The sequence below is a fragment of the Acinetobacter sp. KS-LM10 genome (genome assembly GCF_036896575.1).
GTDB classification, from domain to species: domain Bacteria; phylum Pseudomonadota; class Gammaproteobacteria; order Pseudomonadales; family Moraxellaceae; genus Acinetobacter; species Acinetobacter avistercoris.
Genome location: NZ_CP145906.1, coordinates 2,681,913 through 2,705,736 on the forward strand (window position 1 = coordinate 2,681,913; position 23,824 = coordinate 2,705,736).

General features: G+C 37.4%; 19 protein-coding genes and 1 other RNA gene. 11 read left to right on the plus strand and 9 right to left on the minus strand.

Features of this window, described 5'->3' with window-relative positions; translation table 11 throughout:
• Positions 1-10: 10 nt before the first annotated feature.
• Complete coding sequence (locus V5M36_RS12110) at positions 11-1,777, minus strand: ShlB/FhaC/HecB family hemolysin secretion/activation protein (RefSeq protein WP_445206272.1); 1,767 nt, start codon at positions 1,775-1,777, stop codon at positions 11-13.
• A gap of 550 nt (positions 1,778-2,327) precedes the next feature.
• On the opposite strand from V5M36_RS12110, the gene V5M36_RS16105 reads away from it, so the two are divergent.
• Both V5M36_RS16105 and V5M36_RS16110 read left to right on the plus strand, forming a co-directional pair.
• Complete coding sequence (locus V5M36_RS16105; RefSeq protein ID WP_445206267.1) at positions 2,328-2,723, plus strand: transposase family protein; 396 nt, start codon at positions 2,328-2,330, stop codon at positions 2,721-2,723.
• Entirely contained in the window at positions 2,671-3,147 is a 477-nt protein-coding gene (locus tag V5M36_RS16110) for a transposase family protein (protein WP_445206268.1), read from the plus strand. Before V5M36_RS16105 ends, V5M36_RS16110 begins: the two co-directional genes overlap by 53 nt.
• A 254-nt stretch (positions 3,148-3,401) precedes the next feature.
• On the opposite strand, the gene V5M36_RS12120 is transcribed toward V5M36_RS16110, so the two are convergent.
• On the minus strand, positions 3,402-4,799 hold the full coding sequence (locus tag V5M36_RS12120; protein ID WP_338559375.1) for a KAP family P-loop NTPase fold protein: 1,398 nt from the start codon (positions 4,797-4,799) through the stop codon (positions 3,402-3,404).
• 120 nt (positions 4,800-4,919) lie between these two features.
• Positions 4,920-5,278, minus strand: a transfer-messenger RNA (tmRNA) gene (gene ssrA / locus V5M36_RS12125).
• Positions 5,279-5,408: 130 nt separating this feature from the next.
• On the opposite strand from ssrA, the gene glpK reads away from it, so the two are divergent.
• The gene (gene glpK / locus V5M36_RS12130) at positions 5,409-6,887 is read left to right on the plus strand and encodes a glycerol kinase GlpK (protein ID WP_338559377.1); all 1,479 of its coding nucleotides are present in this window, start codon (positions 5,409-5,411) and stop codon (positions 6,885-6,887) included.
• A gap of 459 nt (positions 6,888-7,346) precedes the next feature.
• Here the strand turns inward: glpK and V5M36_RS12135 are convergent, their stop codons facing one another.
• Positions 7,347-7,844 carry a thioesterase family protein gene (locus V5M36_RS12135; RefSeq protein WP_338559378.1) on the minus strand — a complete coding sequence of 166 codons (498 nt, stop codon included), beginning with the start codon at positions 7,842-7,844 and terminating at the stop codon, positions 7,347-7,349.
• 108 nt (positions 7,845-7,952) lie between these two features.
• Here V5M36_RS12135 and hemB point away from each other — a divergent pair, with 108 nt between their 5' ends.
• Positions 7,953-8,966 carry a porphobilinogen synthase gene (gene hemB, locus V5M36_RS12140; protein WP_338559381.1) on the plus strand — a complete coding sequence of 338 codons (1,014 nt, stop codon included), beginning with the start codon at positions 7,953-7,955 and terminating at the stop codon, positions 8,964-8,966.
• An 88-nt stretch (positions 8,967-9,054) separates the two neighbouring features.
• On the opposite strand, the gene V5M36_RS12145 is transcribed toward hemB, so the two are convergent.
• Positions 9,055-10,299 (minus strand): OmpP1/FadL family transporter, encoded by a 1,245-nt coding sequence (locus tag V5M36_RS12145; protein ID WP_338559384.1) that lies wholly within the window; start codon positions 10,297-10,299, stop codon positions 9,055-9,057.
• Between the two features lie 185 nt (positions 10,300-10,484).
• Between V5M36_RS12145 and V5M36_RS12150 the strand changes: the two genes are divergently transcribed.
• A complete protein-coding gene (locus V5M36_RS12150) occupies positions 10,485-11,591 on the plus strand; it encodes an NAD(P)/FAD-dependent oxidoreductase (protein WP_338564195.1) in 1,107 nt (368 codons plus the stop codon).
• Here the strand turns inward: V5M36_RS12150 and V5M36_RS12155 are convergent.
• Both V5M36_RS12155 and V5M36_RS12160 read right to left on the minus strand, forming a co-directional pair.
• Positions 11,586-12,494 carry a TIGR01777 family oxidoreductase gene (locus V5M36_RS12155; RefSeq protein WP_338559386.1) on the minus strand — a complete coding sequence of 303 codons (909 nt, stop codon included), beginning with the start codon at positions 12,492-12,494 and terminating at the stop codon, positions 11,586-11,588. The genes V5M36_RS12150 and V5M36_RS12155 overlap by 6 nt on opposite strands.
• Before the next feature lie 82 nt (positions 12,495-12,576).
• Positions 12,577-13,029 (minus strand): ABZJ_00895 family protein, encoded by a 453-nt coding sequence (locus V5M36_RS12160; protein WP_338559389.1) that lies wholly within the window; start codon positions 13,027-13,029, stop codon positions 12,577-12,579.
• Between the two features lie 595 nt (positions 13,030-13,624).
• Here V5M36_RS12160 and V5M36_RS12165 point away from each other — a divergent pair.
• The 3 genes from V5M36_RS12165 (at position 13,625) to V5M36_RS12175 (ending at position 19,565) form a co-directional block, all read left to right on the plus strand.
• Positions 13,625-14,536 (plus strand): hypothetical protein, encoded by a 912-nt coding sequence (locus V5M36_RS12165; RefSeq protein ID WP_338559391.1) that lies wholly within the window; start codon positions 13,625-13,627, stop codon positions 14,534-14,536.
• Between the two features lie 170 nt (positions 14,537-14,706).
• Positions 14,707-15,960, plus strand: a complete 1,254-nt coding sequence (locus V5M36_RS12170; RefSeq protein WP_338559393.1) for an exonuclease SbcCD subunit D — start codon at positions 14,707-14,709, stop codon at positions 15,958-15,960.
• Positions 15,961-15,968: 8 nt separating this feature from the next.
• Positions 15,969-19,565: an AAA family ATPase gene (locus tag V5M36_RS12175; protein ID WP_338559396.1), complete on the plus strand. Its 3,597-nt coding sequence runs from the start codon at positions 15,969-15,971 to the stop codon at positions 19,563-19,565.
• 191 nt (positions 19,566-19,756) lie between these two features.
• Here the strand turns inward: V5M36_RS12175 and V5M36_RS12180 are convergent, their stop codons facing one another.
• Positions 19,757-20,443, minus strand: a complete 687-nt coding sequence (locus V5M36_RS12180; protein ID WP_338559397.1) for a YggS family pyridoxal phosphate-dependent enzyme — start codon at positions 20,441-20,443, stop codon at positions 19,757-19,759.
• A 121-nt stretch (positions 20,444-20,564) separates the two neighbouring features.
• On the opposite strand from V5M36_RS12180, the gene V5M36_RS12185 reads away from it, so the two are divergent.
• Both V5M36_RS12185 and V5M36_RS12190 read left to right on the plus strand, forming a co-directional pair.
• On the plus strand, positions 20,565-21,602 hold the full coding sequence (locus V5M36_RS12185) for a type IV pilus twitching motility protein PilT (protein WP_338559398.1): 1,038 nt from the start codon (positions 20,565-20,567) through the stop codon (positions 21,600-21,602).
• Between the two features lie 30 nt (positions 21,603-21,632).
• Positions 21,633-22,751 (plus strand): PilT/PilU family type 4a pilus ATPase, encoded by a 1,119-nt coding sequence (locus V5M36_RS12190; protein ID WP_338559399.1) that lies wholly within the window; start codon positions 21,633-21,635, stop codon positions 22,749-22,751.
• A 107-nt stretch (positions 22,752-22,858) separates the two neighbouring features.
• On the opposite strand, the gene fur is transcribed toward V5M36_RS12190, so the two are convergent.
• Positions 22,859-23,296 (minus strand): ferric iron uptake transcriptional regulator, encoded by a 438-nt coding sequence (fur, locus tag V5M36_RS12195; RefSeq protein WP_338559401.1) that lies wholly within the window; start codon positions 23,294-23,296, stop codon positions 22,859-22,861.
• A gap of 112 nt (positions 23,297-23,408) precedes the next feature.
• Here fur and V5M36_RS12200 point away from each other — a divergent pair, with 112 nt between their 5' ends.
• The gene (locus V5M36_RS12200) at positions 23,409-23,807 is read left to right on the plus strand and encodes an outer membrane protein assembly factor BamE (RefSeq protein ID WP_338559403.1); all 399 of its coding nucleotides are present in this window, start codon (positions 23,409-23,411) and stop codon (positions 23,805-23,807) included.
• Positions 23,808-23,824: the final 17 nt, after the last annotated feature.

Below are 23,824 nucleotides of genomic sequence, written 5' to 3' on the forward strand. Positions count from 1 at the left end.
GTGTTTTTAATTAATACATCCAATTCACACTAAAACCTGTCGTCAAATCATCTGTTCTATAACGATCAGGCTTATGCAAAGGTGCACCGACAAAGACGTCATAACTGACTGATTTTAGGACTTGCCCACGTAAACCAATAGCTGAGCCTAATAAACTTGTTCCGACCAATGGATTTGGGGTGTGCGCTGTTTGTCCGCCGACTTCACCATAATCAATTCCCGCATACCATTGCATTGGAAGCTTAGCGATAGATCCACTCAATTCGTTACGAACCAAAAAACCATTGTCTGCTAATAAAGTTTGATCGCCATCATAACCACGCACGGTATATCGATTTCCTATAGAGAATCGGTCTTGAGCGGTTAAAGGTTTTTTCGTGTATTGAGAGCGCCATTCGGTCAGATACTGAAGTGATTGAAGACCCACCTTAAATGGAACTTTAAGACTGGCATTGGCTTGAAAAATACCCACACGGGTATAAGCTTCACCAAAATCTTCTTCTGGTGCACGCAGCGAACTCAATCCACCAGTGCCTCGTCTATACGTTAGATTTCCGTTCAAAGTCGCATTCGATAGAAATTCTGTATGATCTATACTTGTTTTCCATCCAGCCGTTTTTCTGCGTTGAACTTCAACTTCCGTATCATCAATGAAATTTTGAGATTCCCTATACCATCCACCGACACTGGCTGTCGTTTTTCGATGCGCATCTCGATAGAGGACCCGTGATAGATCAGCACCAATAAGTTTGCTTTTACCGCTATATTGGTAACTTTCAATTGAACCAGCAACTGTTTGGTTATAATCCGACTGGCTATAACTTGAGGTCAGTAACCAATACTTTAATGGAATGCTATAACTCAGGTAAAATCCGTCTGTTCCTCGATTTCCAGAATCTCCGCCGCCTAAGTCGTGGTTATAACTTGCATAAAATAAGTCATTAACTGTCAATAGATTATCCAGTGAAAGTGTCGCCGTTCCTTGATATTTCCCCGTCGAATCTGAACCCGCATCATCCACTCCCAAATGAATTCGATAAGGTCTAGATTGTTGCCACGAAAGTTCTAAATCACTATATCCAGGTGCATTTTGTAATTCTGAGGGTTTGATTTTAAAATCAGCTTCTACTGTAGGAACACGTTTATAGTTTTCTAAGCCTTGTTCAATATCTCGAATATTTAAGATATCTCCTGACTTGATAGGTAAGGCATTGAATAAACGTGCGCGTTTTGAAGTCCCCGGAGTAAATTGTATTTGATCAACTTTACCCGCAATGACTTGAAGTTTGATTTCACCCGATGCAATGTTTTGTTGAGGTAAAAGCATTCGGGTTGTCACAAAACCACGACTAATAATGCTGTTTTGAATCAAATCTAGGGCTTGATTAAGTCCCTGCACCCCAATACAACGACCAATAATATTGTGCTTACCTTGAGTAACTGAACTTAAAGCAAAGGTAAATCTTCTCGCATCTTCACCGATGAGAATAAATTTTTTGACATCAAAGCAAATATCTTCACTATTGGATTTTAAGTATTGTAATTGTGGCTGTGTTTGTAATTTTTCTTCTAAACCCGTTTGAACGCTTGGAACTGGTTGTATTTGTTTTTCTAAAGCTTGATCACGCTGTTGTTGTCTAATTTGTTGATCGGCGACAAGTTGCTGTTGTCTTAACTGTTGATCTGTATCAAAGTTTTGTAATTCAGCAGCAATAGCATTTCCTGTTATCGTTAAAAACATTGCTAAATAAAGTTTTTTTAGTTTTAATTTTTGCATTTTATATAATTTATTGTGACAAATATCACACTTATTGTTTCAAAAAAATCTCATGATGTAAATCTAATTTTATAGTTTATGTTAATTATTGCGCGTTTTCTGTAAACAAAGTAACCCATTTCAGTATCTATTGAGCGTTAAATTGGGTTAATTAAACTAAAGAAAAAATTAAACATATCTCGAATTTTAAAGTTATTTTTTCGCTGTAAATCTGTTCTAGTGTAAAGATTTTTAGCACTATTCGTTTTAAGTTAAGGCCCACTATTGGAATATTCAGTAATTAAATTTAAGTTGAATTTTACGATTAATTAAACAGGATTGTAGATCCTTTTAGCACAATCGCAGCTCATTTGAACAAATAAAATCTGCATCAAAAAAATTCTTACTAAAAAATAATGAATTCCGTCACTTTAACTTTACAGTATTTTATAATTTCAGATTGGATGAAAAGTAAAAGAGATATTAGATCTCTTTCATAACTCAAAAAACAGTCATCTTTTTGATGATTATATGTACCCTTAACTTTGTGAAATTGATGCATAATTTCAGTATGAAATATATCGACTCTAAAAAGCTTTCTGACCCGCAGTTTAAGCGTTATACAGGCATCTCATACTCAACTTTTTATTTAATGGTTGAGCAATTGAAAAAGCATTTACCAACTACGGGTAGACCCGCTAAATTAAGCTTAGAAGATCAAGTTCTTTTGAGTCTAAGCTATTGGCGTGAATATCGAACCTTATTTCATGTTGCGACCAGTTATGGTGTTTCAGAGCCTACGGCTTCAAGAATTGTTCGGCATGTTGAAGACTGCTTAATCCAGTCTAATCTTTTTAATTTACCGAAGGATTTGCCTCAAGGTGAAGGCATTGATTGGAATGTTGTCATCATCGATGCAACAGAAATACCCATTCAACGGCCCAAAAAAACAGAAGAAAAGCTATAGCGGTAAGAAAAAGACACATACCTTTAAAGTACAAGCGATTATTCATGCTAAAACACGAGAAATACTCAGTTTATGTATGTGTAAAGGTGCGGTGCATGATTTTGAGTTATTCAAAAGAAACTTAAATTTAATTCCTAAGCATTCATTTGTATTAGCGGATAAAGGCTATCAGGGTATTCATAATATTTACGCAAACAGTTTGCTTCCGTTGAAAGCAAAAAAAGGCTGTACATTAGATCCTGAACTTAAAAAGTACAATCGAGAAATCAATAAAAGAAGAATCCTTGTTGAACATGTTTTTGGTGCGCTGAAGCATTTTAAAATACTTGCTGAACGTTACAGAAATAGAGGAAAAAGACTCGGCTTAAGATTCAATTTAATTGCTGGAATTTACAACATGGAATTGAGTAAAAGTGACTTATGAAAGAGGTCTATTCTATAAATTTATTAAAATTAACAATCGATGAAATGAAGTATTACCCGCATAATTTAAATTCAACTTATTCAAATAGCTCATAATTCAAAAATATAGCAAATATAAAAGCCACTTAATTAAGTGGCTTTTTTACAATTGAAATTTTGGTGATGGCATCAATTAAAGCGCACATATAATATTGATTTATAATATTTTTAAATTTCAATAAAACTATATGATAAATATAGTGACACATAATCAGCTTAATTAACTATAAATCCTGAGTTTATGTAATTATCCCAACTTTTTACAAAGTCTTTATCACTATGCCCATAATCCGCTGTAAGTTCACTCTTCAAATTTCTCTTCATTTGTTGATTTCTTTCATCGATTGACTCATCCGTATATTCAAGATAATAATATTTCAGTAAATAAGGTAACCCTGAACGATCGTTGTTCATTTGATTGTTTTTATATTGATTAGCAAAGTTCACTAAATTTTCGTAATCATAATTACTCTGATAGGAGTATGAGGGGCCACTCTTATCATATGCGATCAGTTTCTTAATAAAAATTTCTAAAAACTCTTTTTCACTCATCCTACTCGGATTCATAGATTTCTGCTCCATAGCTAAATAAATGAAAGCCATAATTGGAGTGACAAAATGATTAAAACTATTCATAAAAGCCATTTTTTGTAAAATTCTATTCAGCTCTCGTGAATTAAGTTTAAAGACCTCGGCTAATACTAAAATATCTTTCTTATTTAAATCTAGACCAAATTTTCTCACATATTCACGGATAACTTGGTTATAGCTTTCACTTTCCTGCTTTGGAAACTTAATATTTATATCAATAAATTTTTCTAGATAACTATTCGCAGACTTAAATCCATAAAAACTATTGATTGATTCTTGTAATTGAGCTTTATTTGTCGAAAGTACAAAAACAATATTTGGAATATCAAAGAAATGTTTAATCCGCTCAATCAGCTTGATTGAGAACTCTGGCTTACAACGATCAAGTTCATCTACAATAAATACCAAAGGTGTATCAAGATCTTCAACAAGCTTTTTCAGCTCATCTTTAAAATATCCAAGCTCATTTTTACTACTGTTATAGTTTTCGACTAACGAAGTAAGATTTTCTTTTAGTTTTTCTTCTAATAACTCTCCAGCTTTTTCCCCAAAGTCATCTGAACTTTCTTTAATATCGTTAATGGTTTGTGTAACTGTAGAACTAAAATGCCCCGCACCTATCAATGTCATCGTTAAAGACCATAAAAGCATCGGCATATTAGGAAGAATTGCATGATATGCGCTAACCAATTTTTCTTTAAACTTATCCGGTACAGTTTTATCAGCCTCAACGGCATTAAGAATTTCCATTGATAAAATCAAAAATGGATCTTCCATAAAATCATGCATAAAAGCATCAATATAAATAACTTTATATTTCTTATTGTTTAAATCCTTAGCCCAGTTTTTTACAAACCATGTTTTACCTGCTCCCCACTCTGCATCTAATGCAATTGTAGCCCCACATTTCAAATTAGAGATGAAGTGAGTTAGCTTTTCGCCTAATTGCTGACGCCCCCATAAATCGCCTTTGAATGGTTCTGTAATATCTTCTTCACGATCTTTGATAAATTTAGTATTCATATTAATTTTCTTATAAAGCTTTGAAATAAATAAAAGTATAATGTTTTTAATACTAAAAAAACTAAAATTATGGCAATAAAAAAGCCACTTAATTAAGTGGCTTTTTTACAACTGAAATTTTGGTGGAGATGGCGGGAGTCGAACCCGCGTCCGCAAGCATTACGCTCGAGAATACTACATGCTTAGATATCGTCTATTAGTTTAACCTTTTGCGACCCGACGAACAGGATGCTCTGGCGATCCTCTAAATTTAGTACAAAGCCCCGAGGCGTGGCTTTAATACGGACTTGTGTGCGTGCGCTTCAGTCGGACTCTCTAACCACAAGTATTCGGAGAGGCGGACAAGCTGCCCTTAGGCAGCTAGAGCGTATGATTCGTCGTTTGCGACTAAAAAATGCAAATTTGATTTACGAGAGAAAATGCGCTCTCGGCATGCATCTATGAGTTTCATCACCAGCGTCGAAGCCAAGAACATCCCCAAAGTTACAAAGGAATGATAGCACACATTTCAAATTTGAGGAGATAAAATCCAAACATTTATATAACGATCTCTGATTTAGTTTCATATTGCGGTAATATTATCTTCATCAAATTTAAAACCGATCCAATATGAGCTATCTACTTGCACTCGATCAAGGAACGACGTCTAGTCGTGCGATCATTTTTGATGAAAATGGAACCGTGCATGCCAGCGCTCAAAGAGAGATTCAGATACATACCCCACACTCTGGCTGGGTCGAACAAAATGCGCAGGAAATCTGGAGTACTCAAATCGCCGTTGTTCAACAGGCAATCGCCAATGCTCGTCTCCTAGCCAAAGATATCAAAGCGATTGGACTCACCAATCAACGTGAAACAACTGTCATTTGGGACAAAACAACAGGTGAGCCTCTCGCACCTGCGATTGTATGGCAGGACCGTAGAGCCAGTGAATGGTGCAATACACTCATTCAAAAAAATTATCAGAACACCATTAATGCTAAAACAGGTTTACGTATAGACCCTTATTTTAGTGCTGGGAAATTGGTGTGGTTACTTGAAAATATTGAAGGACTTAGACAGCGTGCTGAACAAGGCCAAGTAGCCTTTGGCACGATTGACAGTTGGCTGATATGGAACCTCACGCAAGGTGCTGAACATGTAATTGAAGTCAGTAATGCGTCACGCACCATGCTGATGAATTTAACAACCCAAGAATGGGATGAAGAGCTCTTGGCTTTGTTCAATATTCCGCATTCAATGTTGCCCAAAATCATCGCTTCAGATCAATATATTACCAATACGGCAACAGGTCTTTTAGGTGCAGAAATCCCCATTACGGGTGTATTGGGTGATCAACAGTCTGCCCTCTTTGGTCAATCATGTTTCGAGGTTGGAACCGCTAAAAACACTTATGGTACAGGCTGTTTCATGCTGTTTAATACAGGCGCAGAGATTAAAACCAGCCAAAATCAACTGCTCACTACTTTGGCATGGAAATGTCAAAACCAAACCACTTATGCCTTAGAAGGCAGTGTGTTCATGGCAGGTGCGATTGTTCAATGGCTGCGAGATGGCTTAGGCATTATCCAACATACTGACGATGTTGAACCTCTCGCTTGCCAAGTCAAAAATACTGATGGTGTGGTGTTGGTTCCAGCATTCACTGGTTTAGGTGCACCGCATTGGGATACTGACGCCCGCGCTTTACTCTGTGGAATGTCACGGGGCACCAATAAAGCCCATATCGCACGAGCAGCGTTAGAATCCATCGCTTTTCAAGTATCCGATGTATTAACAGCCATGCAATCCGATATTGGTCAACCTTTAAAAGAACTCCGCGTAGATGGTGGTGCCAGTCAAAACGATATGCTGATGCAATTCCAAGCGGATCTTTTAAATGTACCTGTGCTACGCCCTAAAATGTTGGAGTCAACGGCGTGGGGCGCTGCGGCTATGGCTGGTCTGAAAGCGGGTGTCTTTACAGATTTATCTGATATTTCTGCATCATGGAAATTAGATCGAGCATTTGAACCCCAAATGGATGAAGCTCAACGACAAACACATTTGGCTTTGTGGAATAACGCATTAAACAGAGCTAAATCTTAATTTCATTCAATGATCACATTAAAAGCAAAGATCTAAATGAATAGATCTCTTTCATAAGTCAAAAATGATCATTAAATGGCAATAAGTTGATATGTAAAAATCCCTTCTCCCTTTGGGAGAAGCTTAGGATGAGGGAATACTCATGATGAGTGTATTGGATGAATAATGACTTTTGAAAGAAGTCAAATGATCTAAAAGCGAAAAAATGTCGTTTAATCAGTGGGTTAGATTTTGTAATTGGTTATTTAAAATTTGATGGTAAAACATCAGTCTCATCATGAATCAAAATAACGACTCATCATCCATCTTCAATTTTTTATTGATTCTTCAAAATATCAAAAAAGCCATGCCCTTTAAGCATGGCTTTTTCAATTTTAGCTTTATTGAATAATGATTGAATCAACTGATGATTAAATCGTTTAATCAAACTTTTAGCCATTTAGCCATTTAGTACGTAAATCAATAAGCATATGAAGCGATACCCACAGCAATGGCTTTACCTTCATCATTTTCCATACTCATACGCATAGTACAGCCTTTACGTCCCATACGCAGGACTTCTGCTTTGGCAATAAAGTACTTTCCACGACCTGGTGCAAGATAATCAATTCGCATATCGACTGTTGCAAGACGAGATACTTTCTTTAATGTTTCAGGAAGCTGATCAGGTTCTGCGCGTCTATAGAGTTCGCCCATCGCTACAATTCCACCAATACTGTCCAATAGAGTTGCAGCCACACCACCATGCAAAATTTGAAAAGAAATATTGCCAATCAAATTGGGCTTCATTTCAATATAGCCTTCTATTTGATCTTCAACTACACGCATTTGCATTTCATTATGCGCAAAATAAGGTGAAGCATTAAACACTTGACTCAATTGATTTAGAACCACACTGATTTCAGGCTTCGCGCCTAAATGGAGATTACCTGCCCATTTTTTTGTGGAATCATTCATAACAAACTCAAATCAACATAATGAGAAAAAACCATTAGGATTTCCCCAAAAACCATATTAAGGGGGCTACAATGAACCTAAGTTTAAATACCGAATATCGAGACTTTAATGACTTATACGTTTAACCGTCCTGCTTTTCCTGCTACACGTATGCGCCGTATTCGAAAAAATGAACAACTTAGATCGATGGTGAGAGAAACACATTTATCTGCTGAACATCTCATTTATCCAGTATTTGTACTACCAGGTCAAAATCAAACCCAAGAAATCGATAGTATGCCAAAAATCCAACGTCTTTCGGCAGATTTGTTGTTAAACAAAGCTGAAAAACTTTTGGAATTAGGCGTATCTAAACTGGCATTATTTCCAGTCACGCCACAAGAAGATAAAAGCTTAACTGCTGAAGCGGCTTGGCGTGATGATGGTTTGGTGCAAACCACCGTCAGACTCTTAAAAAAAGAATTGCCTGAAATGGTGCTCATTACAGATGGTGCACTTGATCCTTATACCACTCATGGTCAAGACGGTATTATCGACGAAACAGGCTATGTACTCAATGATGAAACCGTTGAGTGTTTGATTAAACAAGGTCTGAGTCATGCCGAAGCAGGAGCTGATGTTTTTGCACCAAGCGATATGATGGATGGCCGTATTGCTGCTATTCGTCAAGCTTTCGAATCCAATGGTCATATCTATACCAATATTATGGCCTATTCTGCGAAATACGCTTCGAGCTTCTATGGCCCATTCCGCGATGCTGTCGGTTCTGCAAGCAACCTAAAAGGTGGTAACAAATACAATTACCAAATGGACTTCGGCAACCGTGCTGAAGCCTTGCATGAAATTGCACTCGATATTCAAGAGGGTGCAGATATGGTTATTGTAAAACCGGGTATGCCATATTTAGATATCGTACGTGAAGTCAAAGATACTTTTGGGGTTCCGACCTTTGTGTATCAAGTCAGCGGTGAATATGCCATGTTGGCAGGTGCAATCCAAAATGGCTGGTTGTCTGAAAATGTCATTATTGAATCTTTAATGAGTTGTCGCCGCGCAGGTGCAGATGGGATTTGGACATACTTCGCAGAAGATGCAGCTAAGATGTTAAAAGCGATGAAATAATTAAGCAAAAATATAAATCTTTAAGTAAAAAGCGCTTTGTATAAAGCGCTTTTTTTATTTTCTTAGATTATCTTTTTAAATATAGCTCTTAGTAAGCATAGTGATAAGCCACCCCTAAAATATTTTGACTCATTTTAAGGTTCGCTTCTCCTCCGCCAAAAGCAACGGGAATCGATTGATTGCCCTTGACCTCTTTTTCCAATGCATGTGTATATGCCACAGTCACTGCTTGACGTTCATCAACGTTCCACGTTGCTCCTAAGCTTAAATGATCTTGTACAACACCGGGCGCAAGAATATTCAAAAAAGTTTGATCGTTTTTCACAGGTTGGTCGTTACGGCTATAGCCTGCTCTTAAGATGAGTTTTGGTAATGCTTGATAACTTAATCCTAAACGATAAACGTTAATATCTTGCCAACCAAAACCAGCGCCTTGATCGTTACCAAAAGGCTGATTTAAGGTTAAATTATTTCCAACAGAAGCAACATCAGAATAATTAATTCGCTCTAAATCTGCTGCAACTGTTAACTTTGGTGTTAATTTTAAAGCTGCACCAATCCCATAACTTTCTGGCACATCAAAACCACCTTGTTCTGCAAATAATCCACTATATTGATCGAATTTATCCGCTTCAATTTTTGAACTATATTTGGCACCCAATGTGAGTCGATCATTCAAAAACTGTCCTGCCCAACCGACTTTCACCCCAATACCTGTCGATGAGTCCTTACCACGATTTGACAATTGATTCGGACGTTGTGATAGACCAGCAAAACCAGAAATCCCTTTTGCCTCAAAACGTTGATAAAGAAAATTTGTTGCAATTCCGATTGATTGATTTTCCGCATATCTCCAAGCAACTGAAGGTGAGATAAAGACTTGTGTTAAATCAACTCCTGCAACGCCTTGATTTCCGAATCCAGCATATGGATTTTGGTCATATTTTGTATTCATTCCACCATTTCCATAAATGGCAAAACCTAAATTAACCCGATCATTGACTTGATGATTTATACCCAGCTCAGGTAAAAGAAAATACTCTCTGCCATTTGCGTCATATTGACCATTCGCAATGGGAGAACCGACGATTTCACTTGAACGATCTGGCGCAAATACAGTAGCACCAATATCAATACCTTGATTAACCCAACTCAAACCAGCTGGATTTGTTGCTATGGTCAGGCTATCTTGAAAAAAAGCTGTTGATGTTCCAGCCACACCTTGTGCTTTCACTCCATAAGCATGCATAAAATATCCAGTTGTTGCATGTGTCGAAGTAACAGCTGCGAATCCAGTGATCGTCAAAAATATTGTTATCAAATTTTTTTTCATTGTGTCGTTTCATGATCAAGATTAAGTGAATAATATTTTTATTAACGAATCATGTAATCAAATTTAATTGGATGTTTATATCTCATAAAATGCTAAAACTCTTCCCTGTTTCTGATTCAGAATCATTCGCGCTGTAGGGTGAGATTATGGTCTAATAACGTCCGTTAAAATAACGGAAATATATGATGCGTATTGGGATCATAGGCTGTGGAATTAGTGGATTACTCACGGCACTCGAACTATTAGAACACGATTGTGATATTACATTATTTGATCAACAACATGCAGGTAAAGGTGCTTCATGGGCGGGTGGTGGCATCCTCTCCCCCATGTATCCTTGGCGTTATCCGCAAGCGGTGAATAACTTAGCCAAAAACAGTAAACATCTCTACCAATCACTTCATGAAAAAATAGCGCCAATTACTGGCATTGATTTTGAAATCCATGAAACAGGCATGCTTATTTTTGATCAGGATGATTTTGAACAAGGTCTCAATTATAAAAATCAATTTGATGACCCCATGCAGCATTGCGTACATCTTAAAAATGATCAACTCAACTCCATTAATAAGCGTATTTCAAGCCACTTTGATGAAGCCATTTACTTTCCGCATTTGAGCAATATCCGCAATCCACGCCTATTAAAATCCATTATTGCTTATTTAAAACAGCATCCTAAAGTTCAGTTTTACGAAAATACATGGATTGATCACTTTGGCATAGATCATGAAAAGTTGAATTATATTGAAGCTCAAAATGGTGAACGTTTTCAGGCGGATCACTATGTGATCGCCACAGGTGCATGGTCAGAACATTGGTCGAAGCAGCTCAATCTTCAAATTCCTGTTCATCCCGTTCAGGGACAAATGATGCTGTTTAAAACGCCCAAAGACTGGCTTCCTACGATGTGTATGAATGAGGTGATGTATCTCATTCCTCGTGCAGATGGCCATATCGTTTGTGGTTCAAGCATGGAACATTTGGGCTTTGAGCATCGTCCAAATCTACAGACACAAAAAAATATCTATAAAGCATGTACTACACTGGTGCCCCAATTGGCTGACTTCCCTATCGTCAAACAGTGGGCAGGTTTGCGTCCAAGTTCCCCTACGGGTATTCCCTATATTGGCAAAATGCCTAAAATCGATAATCTATGGGGAAACTTTGGACATTTTAGGAATGGTTTATGTATGGGCCCAGCATCAGCACAATTGCTGAGACAGTTGATGCTTGAACAGCCCTCTTTTATCGACCCGCAACCGTATCAGTTAGATCGCTTAAACGTTTTATGATTTAACCAAGATATCGCTTAGGGCTGTGTCTATATCTGGAAATTGGAACTGAAAGCCTGCGTCGCTTAATGCTTGTGGTCGAACATACTGTCCATTTAAAACCAATTGTGACTGCTCTCCCAATCCCAATTTTAATACACAAGCAGGCAATGGCAAAAATGGATGTTTCTTTAAAATTGCCTTGCTGCTTGCTACAAACTGTTGTTGTGAAGTCTGTTCAGGCGCAACCACATTAAAAATTTTAGTGGTATTTTCAGTTTCAAATAAAAACTTGAATACAGCCAAAACATCACGAATATGTATCCAGGCAAAAGGTTGTTGACCTGAGCCAATTTTCCCCACCAGATTCAATTGAATCGGTTTGAGCATTTGCGGAAGAATCCCTCCGTCTTTAGCCAATACCACACCTAAACGTATAATTCGAACATCAAACTGCGGATAAGCCAAAGCTTCAGCTTCCCATTTCTGACATAGCTCAGACATGAAAATAGCTTGTGATGCAGAGTCTTCTGTACAGCTCATTTGCCATTGCTCAGTTTCATCGATACCGTAAAAACCTACGGCTGACCCTGAAATAATGCGCTTAGGTTGAATCTGATTTTTAATTAACCAGTGAAATAAATCTCGCGTCGTACCGACCCGACTTTGGATCAATTGTTCTTTGCGTTTATTGGTCCAACGTGATGCGCCAATATTTTCACCCGCAAGATTAATCACATAATCAATCTCTTTTTGCTGAATTTGATTGAAATCTTGCACCCAAAGCAAGTGTTCATGCTCAGACTGCTTGGACACTTGACGAGTTAAACCAATCACCGCAAAGCCTTGCGTCAATAAGTCATTAATTAAATGCTGTCCAATGAATCCTGTTGCACCTGTCACCAATACCCATGATCGCAACATTTTTATGCCTCTTCGTGCTGTTATTTTATCGTTCAATTCAGCATACAAAGTTCATTGCGACAGCACAAATACAATCTGAAATTTATTCTGAACTAAACATTTTTTTCGCCATTCTTTGCGACTGCAGTCCATAAAACCAAAATGTAATAATATAAAGTGGAATCATATACATCATCAACTGCGTAATGAGTTGTAGTAAGAACTGTTTGTGAGTAATAAAGTTTAGCCAAATACTAACCACATTCTCGACTTTCCAATTAAAAATTAAAGGTCCGAGCAAAGCAAAAATGATGTTATAGATAAAGAAGATGGCAACAAAGCCGATTGCAATTTTATTGCGTTCCGGTCGTGTTGGCGCTCTTTTTTCTGTTTTTAAAAAATGATACAACACTAAAATCATCGCAATCAAAAATGGAAATGCTGTCAAAATTGGGGCGATCGCATTTGGTAATAAGGCAGCAAGCACTCCAAAGATCATTGTTAAAACAACACAATAAATAAAAAATCTTAGAAAATATTTGCCTAAAAAAGCCATGAACAATATCCAAGTTGATTCGTAATGTCACAGTATAGGAAAAAAAATTGAATTTATTTTATTTTCTTGTCAACCAATCTAAATTTTGTGCGTTATATAGGGTAGAAGGTCAGTAGCAACCGTGTTGTATTTGCAACGGCATCCGCAATGAGACTCGGTGACCTTTATCTCCAATGAGAATATAAATCATGCTTCTTGCATCGAAATTTGGAATAGCAGCCTAAATTTTAATGATCGAAGTATTTTGGCCGACGATTTTCTATCACTCGAATCGTCGGCTTTATTTTTTTCTAATTGTCTCATTGACTGTTATGAATTTTAGTTCTGTATTTAATAATATGTAACTTACTAAAGAATTGTATTTCTATATTATTCTACACTTTCCTTTTATACTCATTGAAAAATTTAGCCATAAAGCTTCATGTCAAAAAAGAATATAAAACATAAGGCTCCTTCTCAGCGTTTTTTTAAATCATCTTTTTGGTCATTTATTTCTTCCTCTGGAGTTTTAGCTTTACTTAGCCTTCCCTTCTTATTTTCTGTATATCTCATTTATTATGCAATTCGAAGCGATCAGCAATTTATTCCTTTTTCGATGTTCGCTTTAATCGCTGGCTTAATCTATGAAAGTTACCGTATCACGAAAAGTTATGAGCAAATTTTAATTTATAGTTTGATCAGTTATGTCATTAGTCTTCTAGCATTTCTGCCTGATAAGAATGAAATTTCATATTCATTTGATACACATTTCAAAATTTGGATCTTTTTCTATTTATTTACTTATCTATTAATTTTCATCTTTCAACACGATAAAAAAACCACAGCGACAATTGGCGAAGGCACCAGTTTTTTATTTTATATGGCTTTCGTCTATTGGTTGTATGAACATCATCTATTAAATGTTGATCATTTACTTATACAAATACTAACTGCACTCATACTTGTTTATAGTTTTTTTGCGATGATTCATGCATTTAGTACGATTCCGCATCGTGCAATGAGTCGTTTCGTCTTAAGTGTTGCTACAAGTATTGTTATCTTTACGCTTTGTCTTAATCATATTTTTCAGCTTTACGCCCAAGGTGATCTCAGTTTAGAAAGAACTCTTTCTCAAAATCTTATACTCTGTATTCAGCACTTTTTACTTGGTACATCAGCCATTTATCTTTTTCAAAACATGATGCTTTTACTGGCATTTTTGCCAAACAAATATAGTTCATCCTATATTCAAGATTTAAAAGATACGGCTCAGAACCACATTGATCGATTTTCAGAAAGTCATATCAGCCTCATTCAAGCTTTTATTTGTTTTGGGATTTCAATCATGGCATACACGCTTAATATTTTTTTAAAAGTGCTTCACCCAAATACAATCATTTGGTTGGTCATTTTCATTTGTCCGATGATTGTTCAGTATTTCGATAAAGCTGAAGCATATGAATTGCCTGTAATCAAGAAATCCAAGATCAATTCAAATAGAAATAAGAAAAGAAAAAAACGAAAATAGTCATATTTTGAAGTGTGTCGAAAATAATGATTAGATTTTAAAACCACCATTCAAAAATTAGATATCGCTCATGAATCAAGCAATAAAATCAACAGCTTTGTTTGAACTATAACTGGTATTTTTAAGTCAAGATTCGCTACTATGTGTGCAGGATAATAAGGTAATTCATAATGACTGTTCGTTTTTTTCATACTTCAGATTGGCATTTGGGACAATTCTTTTATAACCACTCACGCCACTATGAACATGAACAGTTTTTAGCTTGGTTACTTCTTCAAATTAAAGAAAAACAACCGCATGCATTATTAATCGCTGGGGATATTTTTGATGTGATTAATCCTGCATCAAGTGCACAAAAACAACTCTATCAATTCTTAGCAGATGCACATGAGCTTGCTCCACATATGCAAACGCTGATGATTGCAGGAAATCATGACTCTGGTTATCGCATTGAACAAGTTGAGCCTTTATTAGAAAAATATAATGCCAAAACAGTCGGTGTCGTCCATAAAAACTTAGATGGCCAGATCGATTTAGATCGTTTGTTATTACCGATTTATGATGAAAACCAAAACATTGTCGCATGGTGTTTAGCACTGCCTTTTTTACGCCCTGCTGAAATTACAGGAATCAATGAACAAACGGCAAATAGCCAAATTGCCATTGCCTACATACATCAGCAATTGATTGCAGAAGCAAAAAAACGGAAAACGGCTGACCAAGCACTCATACTAATGTCACATGCGCATATGCAGGGCGGCGAAACTTCAGACTCTGAACGTCCGATTATTATTGGTAATGAAGAAGCCTTATCGACGACACTTTTTGATGATGTCATTGATTATGTGGCGCTTGGACATTTACATAAACCGCAAAAAGTTGGACAGGATCATATTCGCTATAGTGGCTCCCCGATTCCCTTATCGTTTAGTGAAATTAACTATAAACACCAAATCGTTGACGTGACGATTGATCCATTGCTTCAAGACGAATCACGTTTTCAATTTACTCCGATTCATGCGCCGCGTTCTTTGCAACTGCATAAAATTAAAGGAGAGCTAAATGAGGTTTTTGAACAACTGAAAAATCTAGCCACAGGTGAAATTGATAATATTGATCATCGTGAATATGTCGATATCGAATATCATACCCTCACGCCTCCCCAGCCGAATTTAAGACATTTACTTGAACAAGCACTGCCCAAAAATCGTTATCGCTTGGTGAGAATCGCACGCCAATATTTAGCATCTGATCAAGCTAATCTGCAGAATACGAAAATCAGTTTGCAACCGCCTACACCTGAAAAATTGTTCAAACAAATTTGGGACAAACAAGGCTATTCCAATGATGATGCTGTGTATCAAGATTTTATAAGTCTGGTAGATGCCGCACAAAAATCTCTCGAAGACGAAAAAACGCACTAAGGATTGCCATGAAAATTTTATCTATTCGCATAAAAAATTTGGCATCACTTGCAGGTGAGCACTTCATCGACTTTGAGAGTGACCCCTTAGCCAGTGCTGGACTAATCGCAATTGTCGGCAAAACAGGTGCTGGTAAATCCACCATTTTAGATGCCATGTGTTTGGCCTTGTTTAATAAAATACCCCGACTTAAAGACAGCGATGGCAAACTGACCGATGTCGATGGATCTGAGCTTTTAACCAATTCGCCTTTAACTGTATTACGCCGTGGTACTGCACATGGTTTTGCTGAGCTATGTTTCGTCGCACAAGATCAAAAACATTACTTAGCACGATGGGAAATTAAACGTTCACGCGAAAAAATTGATGGCAAACTACAAAGCGTACAGCGTTATTTAAAATGTGTAACAGATGGCGTGGTGGTTGCCGATAAAACCAAAGCTGTAGATGACAGCATCAAGAAAATCAGTCAACTCAGTTTCGAGCAATTCACTCGTGCTGTCTTACTCGCACAGTCTGAAGTTACCGCTTTTCTAAAAGCCCGTGACAATGAACGTGGTGAACTACTTGAATATCTAACCAATTCGAATATTTTTGGGAAAATTGGTCAGTTGGCCTATGACAAGACCAAACAAATCGCCAATCAACGAAAAGAACTTGAAAATGTACTTGGACATATCGAAATTTTATCCGATGAGGACTTGGCTACGAGCACAGCTGAGTTTACTGAATGCAATACTCAATTAAAAAAACTCGAATATGAAAAAACAGCATTAGAAAAACATCAGCATTGGTTTGAGCGTAAACAAAAATTGGATGACGATATCATCCATAAACAAAAGCATTACGATGAGCAACTGAAAACTCAACTGGCATTAACGGCTCAGAAAGAGCAACTCACTCAGCTCGAGATATTTTCAGATATTCGCCCAGTGGTGTTTCAAAAACAACAGCTAGACAAAAATTTATCCACTCTTGAACCGCAAATTCAAAGCAGCCAAAAGGCTTTTGATCTTTCCACTGTTGAGTTTGATGCTGAAAAACAGTGCTACATTAATGCAGAACAAGCACTGAATAATATTCAAAATTTTGAACAACAATATCAAACTGAACTTGCTGAAGTTCGTAAATGCGTACTGGCACGTGATGCGATAGCAGATGAATATAAAAAAATCAAAAACAAAACAATCATATTAAATCAAAATTTATCGCCACTGCTTGAGCAACAGCAAAAGCTTGACGCATCCATTCAACGTGCCAACCATGAAAAGTCACAACTTCAACAACAGCTTCAAGACAGCCAACAATATATTGAACTTGATCACGGGTTACATGCTCATATTCAGCAACTCAATCATTTTATTCAACATCATCAAAAAATTGAACAGCAACTGGGAAGTTTATCTGAAGCCAAAAAAACAGTGACAGCGCAGCAGATCCAACTCCAGAAAATGCGTGATCAGTACGGCGCAGTTGAACAGATTCAAACGCAAATTCAAACTTTAAGACATTCACGAGAACAAAAAATTCAGCAATTGAGTCAGCTGGAAAAATTTCAGCAAAACATTAAACAGTGGTCTGAATTAATACAACTATCAGCAGATCTTACTCAAACACTTCGCGATACCGATAAACGTTCAAAACAATTAAATGAAATCGTGCAAACCACGGAATCCGCTTTTCAAAATATTAAAATTGAACGCGCTCAGTTGCAAAAAACCTTGCAACAACAGCGTTTACTACATAGTGAAAATATTGAAAAGCTTCGTGCTGAATTGCAGTTAGATGAACCGTGTCTAGTGTGTGGCAGCACAGAGCATCCATATAGCACAGAAGATTCAAGCGTGTCTAAAGCGCTGTTTGAGTTACAACAGCAGCAAGAACAACAAGCTGAAAGCAAAGAGCAGGAAGCATTCAACACATGGCAAGTGAACTTACAGGCACTGACGCAATTAAAAACTGAAATTTCACAATACCAAGCACATCTTCAACAGCAACATGACGCCTCCATTCAGCTCAAGACTGAGCTCAGTGAAAAAGCCAAAATATTGGGATTAGAAATAAATTTTGAACTGGATCAAGTCACTTTAGAACATCATATTCAAAGTATTCATGCTCAATGGTCTTTGGACACACAAAGTTTTGATCAACAGTGTCAGCAATTAGAACAAGCTGTAAAAGATCAGAATACATTGAAACAGCAGCTTCAAGATTCACAATACTTATTATCCAATGCTGAACAACTTCAACAGCAAGTTCAACATATAGTGCAATGTCTCAGTACTCGTGAATTGGAGCAATGGCACATACAGGCTACGTTCGTTGCAAAATCAATATACGCTCAACTACAAAAACGTGCAGAGACACTTGCTCAACGAGACAGTCTGAATAAGAATTTAGAAACTGATGAGCAAAACTTAAATGTGCTTAAAACCAACATTAACCATTTAAATCAACAGATTTTAGAACATGAGCAATCATTAAAAGAGACCTCTGAAAAAGGTCTAAAAAATACTGAAGCCGCTAATCAACTCATTTTAACCATGACGGGATTGCAAGAAATTAAACCCAATGAATGGCTCAATGAACATGATCAAAAGCGACAGCATGCGCAACGGCTTTATACAGATTCAAAGCAAAAATTTGAACAGATCCGAATCCAGCACGAACAGCAAAAAAATGGTTTGGAGCAACTCAAAGTTCAACAATTGCAAATCCAAAGTTCACTCTTCAGTTTGAGTGAGCAGATTACACATTGGTTGCAACAGCATCCGAACTTTGATCTCGAAAAATTGATTGAACTCAGTCAAATTAGCCCTACCCAAGAGCAACACATTCGTTTAAGTATTCAAACCAATGAACGCTTGGTCAATGAAGCCTTATCTGCTTTAAGAACCATGCAAGAGCAATTGATAGAGCACGAACAGCATAAGCCGGAAATCACCTTTTACGACTTAAAATCATGTGTTGAGCACAACCTTGAAGCCTTAAAGGTGCAGCAAGATTTACGAGATCGATTGAAGTCAAAATTAGATATGCACCAATCGAATCTTGATAAACAAAAACAATTTGCGCAGCAGATTCAAGAAATACAACACGAAGAACACCGCTGGGGCAAAATTTCTGGGCTAATGGGAGATGCCCACGGCAAACGATTCCGTGACTATGCTCAGCAATACAATCTCGATATCCTCATTGAACATGCCAATCAACAATTGACGCTTTTATCACAGCGCTATACGCTAAAACGCTTAGACAATTCACTCAGTCTTGCGATTATTGACCATGACATGGATGGAGAAATGCGTTCAGTGTCTTCTCTTTCTGGTGGTGAATCGTTCCTCACTGCCCTCGCCTTATCACTGGCGATTGCAAATATGGCTTCAGGCTCAATGAAGATTGAATCTTTATTTATTGATGAAGGTTTTGGAACGCTCGATGCCTCATCACTTCATATGGTCATGAACGCTTTAGATCAATTGCAGAGCCAAGGCCGTAAAGTGGTATTGATCTCTCATATTCAAGAAATGCATGAGCGTATTCCAGTACAGATTCAAGTCAGAGCGTTAGGAGCAGGTGCAAGTCATATTGAAGTCGTTGGATAATCTAAAAAGCCCTCATTGGCATTGAAGCCAATCAGAGGGCTTTAGCGATTTAACGATTTAACGATTTAACGATTTAACGATTTAACGATTTAACGATTTAACGATTCTTGATGATATTAATAGAGTCATCTCAGTTAAATGATGACGAAACTAAATGATCTCGAAAATGTCTAATTAAAATTATTGAATCTCTAGTTTGAATAATCTCGTGCACCAAACAATGCCGTACCGACACGAACCATGGTCGAACCCGCAGCAATAGCCTCATTCATATCGCCTGACATACCCATACTTAAGGTATCCCAAAACTCAGGTTTTGCATGGTGTTCACGCATATTCTCAAATAATATTTTTGCGTCGTTAAAAGCTTGAGTATTATTGGGCGCGGGAATCACCATTAAGCCACGTAAATTTAAATTCGGTAATGAACTAATTGAATCGACCAACGCTGCTACCTCTGCTGGCTGACAGCCATCTTTGCTTTCTTGAGCATCAATATTCACTTGCAAGCAAATATTCAGTGGCTCTGGATTTCCTTCGCGCTGATTCGATAAACGTTCTGCAATTACCAATCGATCAACGCCATGCACCCATGCAAATTTTTCTGCCAAATGCTTGGTTTTATTGCGCTGTACATGACCAATAAAATGCCATTCAATATCTAAGTCTTGAAGCGCTTCAATTTTATCTAATGCTTCTTGTAGATAGTTTTCGCCAAACAAGCGCTGACCTGTTTGATACATCTCGCGTAGAACATCATGTGGATGTGTCTTTGAAACTGCCAATAACTCAACTTCAGATGCGACTCTGTGCGCGTTTTTACAAGCCACTTGAATGTGATCTAGTACCCGTGTTCTTGCTTGTTGAAGACTATTCATTGACAGATTTCTCATTTAATTCATGTTTTTTCCTTTCCTAATAGACTAACTGTTGGTTAAGCTAGCGGAAAGCATTATTATTCTAACAAAATAATACGATTTATATAAATTTGGGGATTATATGGACATTACAGAATTACTGGCTTTTTCAGTCAAAAATGGCGCATCTGATTTACACCTATCTGCGGGTATGCCGCCCATGATCCGAGTGGATGGTGAGGTTCGTAGAATCAATCTTCCAGCACTCGAACATAATGAAGTCCATCGTTTAATTTATGACATCATGAATGATAAACAGCGACGTGATTATGAAGAAAAATTAGAAACTGACTTTTCATTTGAAGTGCCCGGTCTTGCTCGCTTCCGTGTCAATGCTTTTACTCAAAATCGCGGTGCAGGCGCTGTTTTTCGTACGATTCCATCGAAAGTTCTCTCGATGGAAGATCTGGGTATGGGACAAATTTTTAAAGACATTTGTGAATATCCTCGCGGAATCGTCTTGGTCACGGGTCCAACTGGTTCAGGTAAATCTACAACACTTGCAGCGATGATGGATTATATTAATGAAAATCGCTATGACCATATTTTGACTGTTGAAGATCCTATCGAGTTTGTTCATGAATCTAAAAAGTGTCTGATTAATCAGCGTGAAGTCCATCGTGATACGCATGGTTTTAATGAAGCTTTACGCTCTGCTTTACGTGAAGATCCAGACATTATTTTGGTCGGTGAAATGCGTGACTTAGAAACCATTCGCTTAGCCCTTACCGCAGCGGAAACAGGCCACTTAGTCTTTGGCACCCTACACACAACCTCTGCAGCAAAAACCATTGACCGTATTATTGATGTCTTCCCTGCAGAAGAAAAAGACATGGTTCGAGCGATGCTATCGGAATCACTTCAAGCTGTTATTTCACAAACCCTGCTTAAAAAAACGGGCGGTGGTCGTGTAGCTGCTCATGAAATTATGATTGGCATTCCCGCTATCCGAAATCTCATTCGTGAAAATAAAGTTGCACAAATGTACTCATCCATTCAAACAGGCTCCAACTATGGCATGACTACACTGGATCAAAGTTTAAAAAACTTGGTCGCTAAAGGAACTATCAGTGCACAAGTTGCAAGAACAGCAGCGAAGCAACCTGAGTCTTTTTTATAGTCGTTAAATGACAATCTCTGGGGAATAAAAATGGATTTTAATGATCTGCTTGAAATGATGATCACACATAAAGCATCTGACTTATTCATCAGTGCTGATGTTGAACCTTCTATGAAAATAAATGGAGAAATAAATCCTGTTTCTAAAACAAAATTAACAAGTGAAATCGTCGCTAAACTCATTCAGTCAATAATGACCGAAAAACAAAAACAAGAATTTAAGAACACCCGAGAATGCAACTTTGCCATTTCTAATAAAGATAAAACCGCAAGATTTCGAGTCAGTGCGTTTCAACAACGTGAACAACCAGGCATGGTTCTAAGACGGATTGAAACTGAAATTCCAACGTTGGAAGAACTCAGACTCCCGCCTATTCTTAAAGAACTTGCTATGTCTAAGCGCGGCATTATTATCTTTGTCGGTGGAACGGGAACAGGTAAATCAACATCCCTCGCAGCGGTCATTGGTTATCGGAATCAAAATTCCAAAGGCCATATTATTACCATTGAAGATCCGATTGAGTTTATTCACCAACATGCGGGCTGTATTATTACCCAACGTGAAGTGGGTATAGACACAGACTCTTACGAAGTTGCGCTGAAAAATACATTACGCCAAGCACCCGATGTGATTTTGATCGGTGAAATTCGCTCTCGGGAAACGATGGATTATGCATTGGCCTTTGCTGAAACAGGACATTTGGTGCTTGCCACCTTGCACGCGAACAACGCGAATCAGGCCATTGATCGGATTATTCACTTTTTTGATACTGACCGTCATAGCCAAGTGTTCATGGATTTATCTTTGAACTTAAAAGCTATTATTGCTCAACAATTGGTAGTCGATTATTCAGGAAGCTCTCGACATGCTGCCATTGAGGTTTTAATAAACTCTCCATTGATCGCAGACTTGATTCGTAAAGGTGAGATTCATGAAATCAAAGAGCTCATGCAGCGATCTCGCGAGCTTGGTATGCAAACGTTTGATCAAGCTTTATTTGATTTATATAAAGCCAGAAAAATCAGTTATAAAGATGCGTTAAAACATGCTGATTCAGCCAATAATCTTCGTTTACAAATTAAATTATCTGAAGAAAATTCTGATCATTTAAACAATGCTGCTATGAAACTGAGTTTCGATAATGAGTAGCACCAACAGCCTTTGTTTTTATTTCAGTTTTTATTTTGGTTTTTAATTTAGTTTTTAATTTTCAAATCAAAAAGAGCTCATATTGAGCTCTTTTTATATTGTAACAATTATTTTTTTCGATAAACTTCTTGGCATTCTGGTGAATCACAGTAACCATAAAGGTTAAGTGAATGACCCGTTAAGATAAAGCCGAGTTTTTCAGCGACTTCATGCTGTTCTTGCTCAATGGTATCATTAGAAAATTCAACAACTTTATTACAGTTATAACAGACCAAGTGATCATGATGATCTTCTTGCATAATTTCGAACACAGAATGATTATTTTCAAAATGATGACGTTGAATAATGCCCGCAGCTTCAAACTGTGTTAACACACGGTATACAGTTGCTAGACCGACATCTTCGCCCTGTTCGAGTAAGGTCTTATAAATGTCTTCAGCACTCAAGTGATGCTGTCTTGAGTTTTCCAATAATTCCAAAATCTTGATTCGTGGAAGGGTAACTTTAAGTCCAGCTTTGCGTAAATCTTGATTTGAAATAGCCATATAAAAAGGTCTCTTAACAAATTTTAAGTTGGAATATGCAACAGAGTTGAGATGCAGTATGATCTATCCTTGGATCAATTGCATCATAATTAATTTGGGATAGTGTAGCAAAATGCAAAAAATCATGCTGACGTTATTCGTCGCTTCTTTACTGGGTGGTTGTTCTGTCTTTGGTGTATACAAAGTTGATATTCCACAAGGAACACCTTTAACACAAACCCAAGCATCAAAAATTCAAGTCGGGATGACTTATCAACAAGTGCGCTTTTTACTCGGCAGTCCAACTGTAACGGATCCGATGAATCCATTACGCTGGGATTACCTCTACAACTATACGCCTGGCACATATGCGAAAAAAGCAAAAATACCTGCGGCTCAGGGACAACATTTAAAGATTTACTTTAATGACACTGGAGTGGTAACCAAAATTGAAGGTTTAGAAACAATTCCTGAATCACAACCCGGGTTGCCAGCCTCTAAAGAAGCCATTCTGAATGCCCCACCACTATAAAGAATCCCAATAAAAAG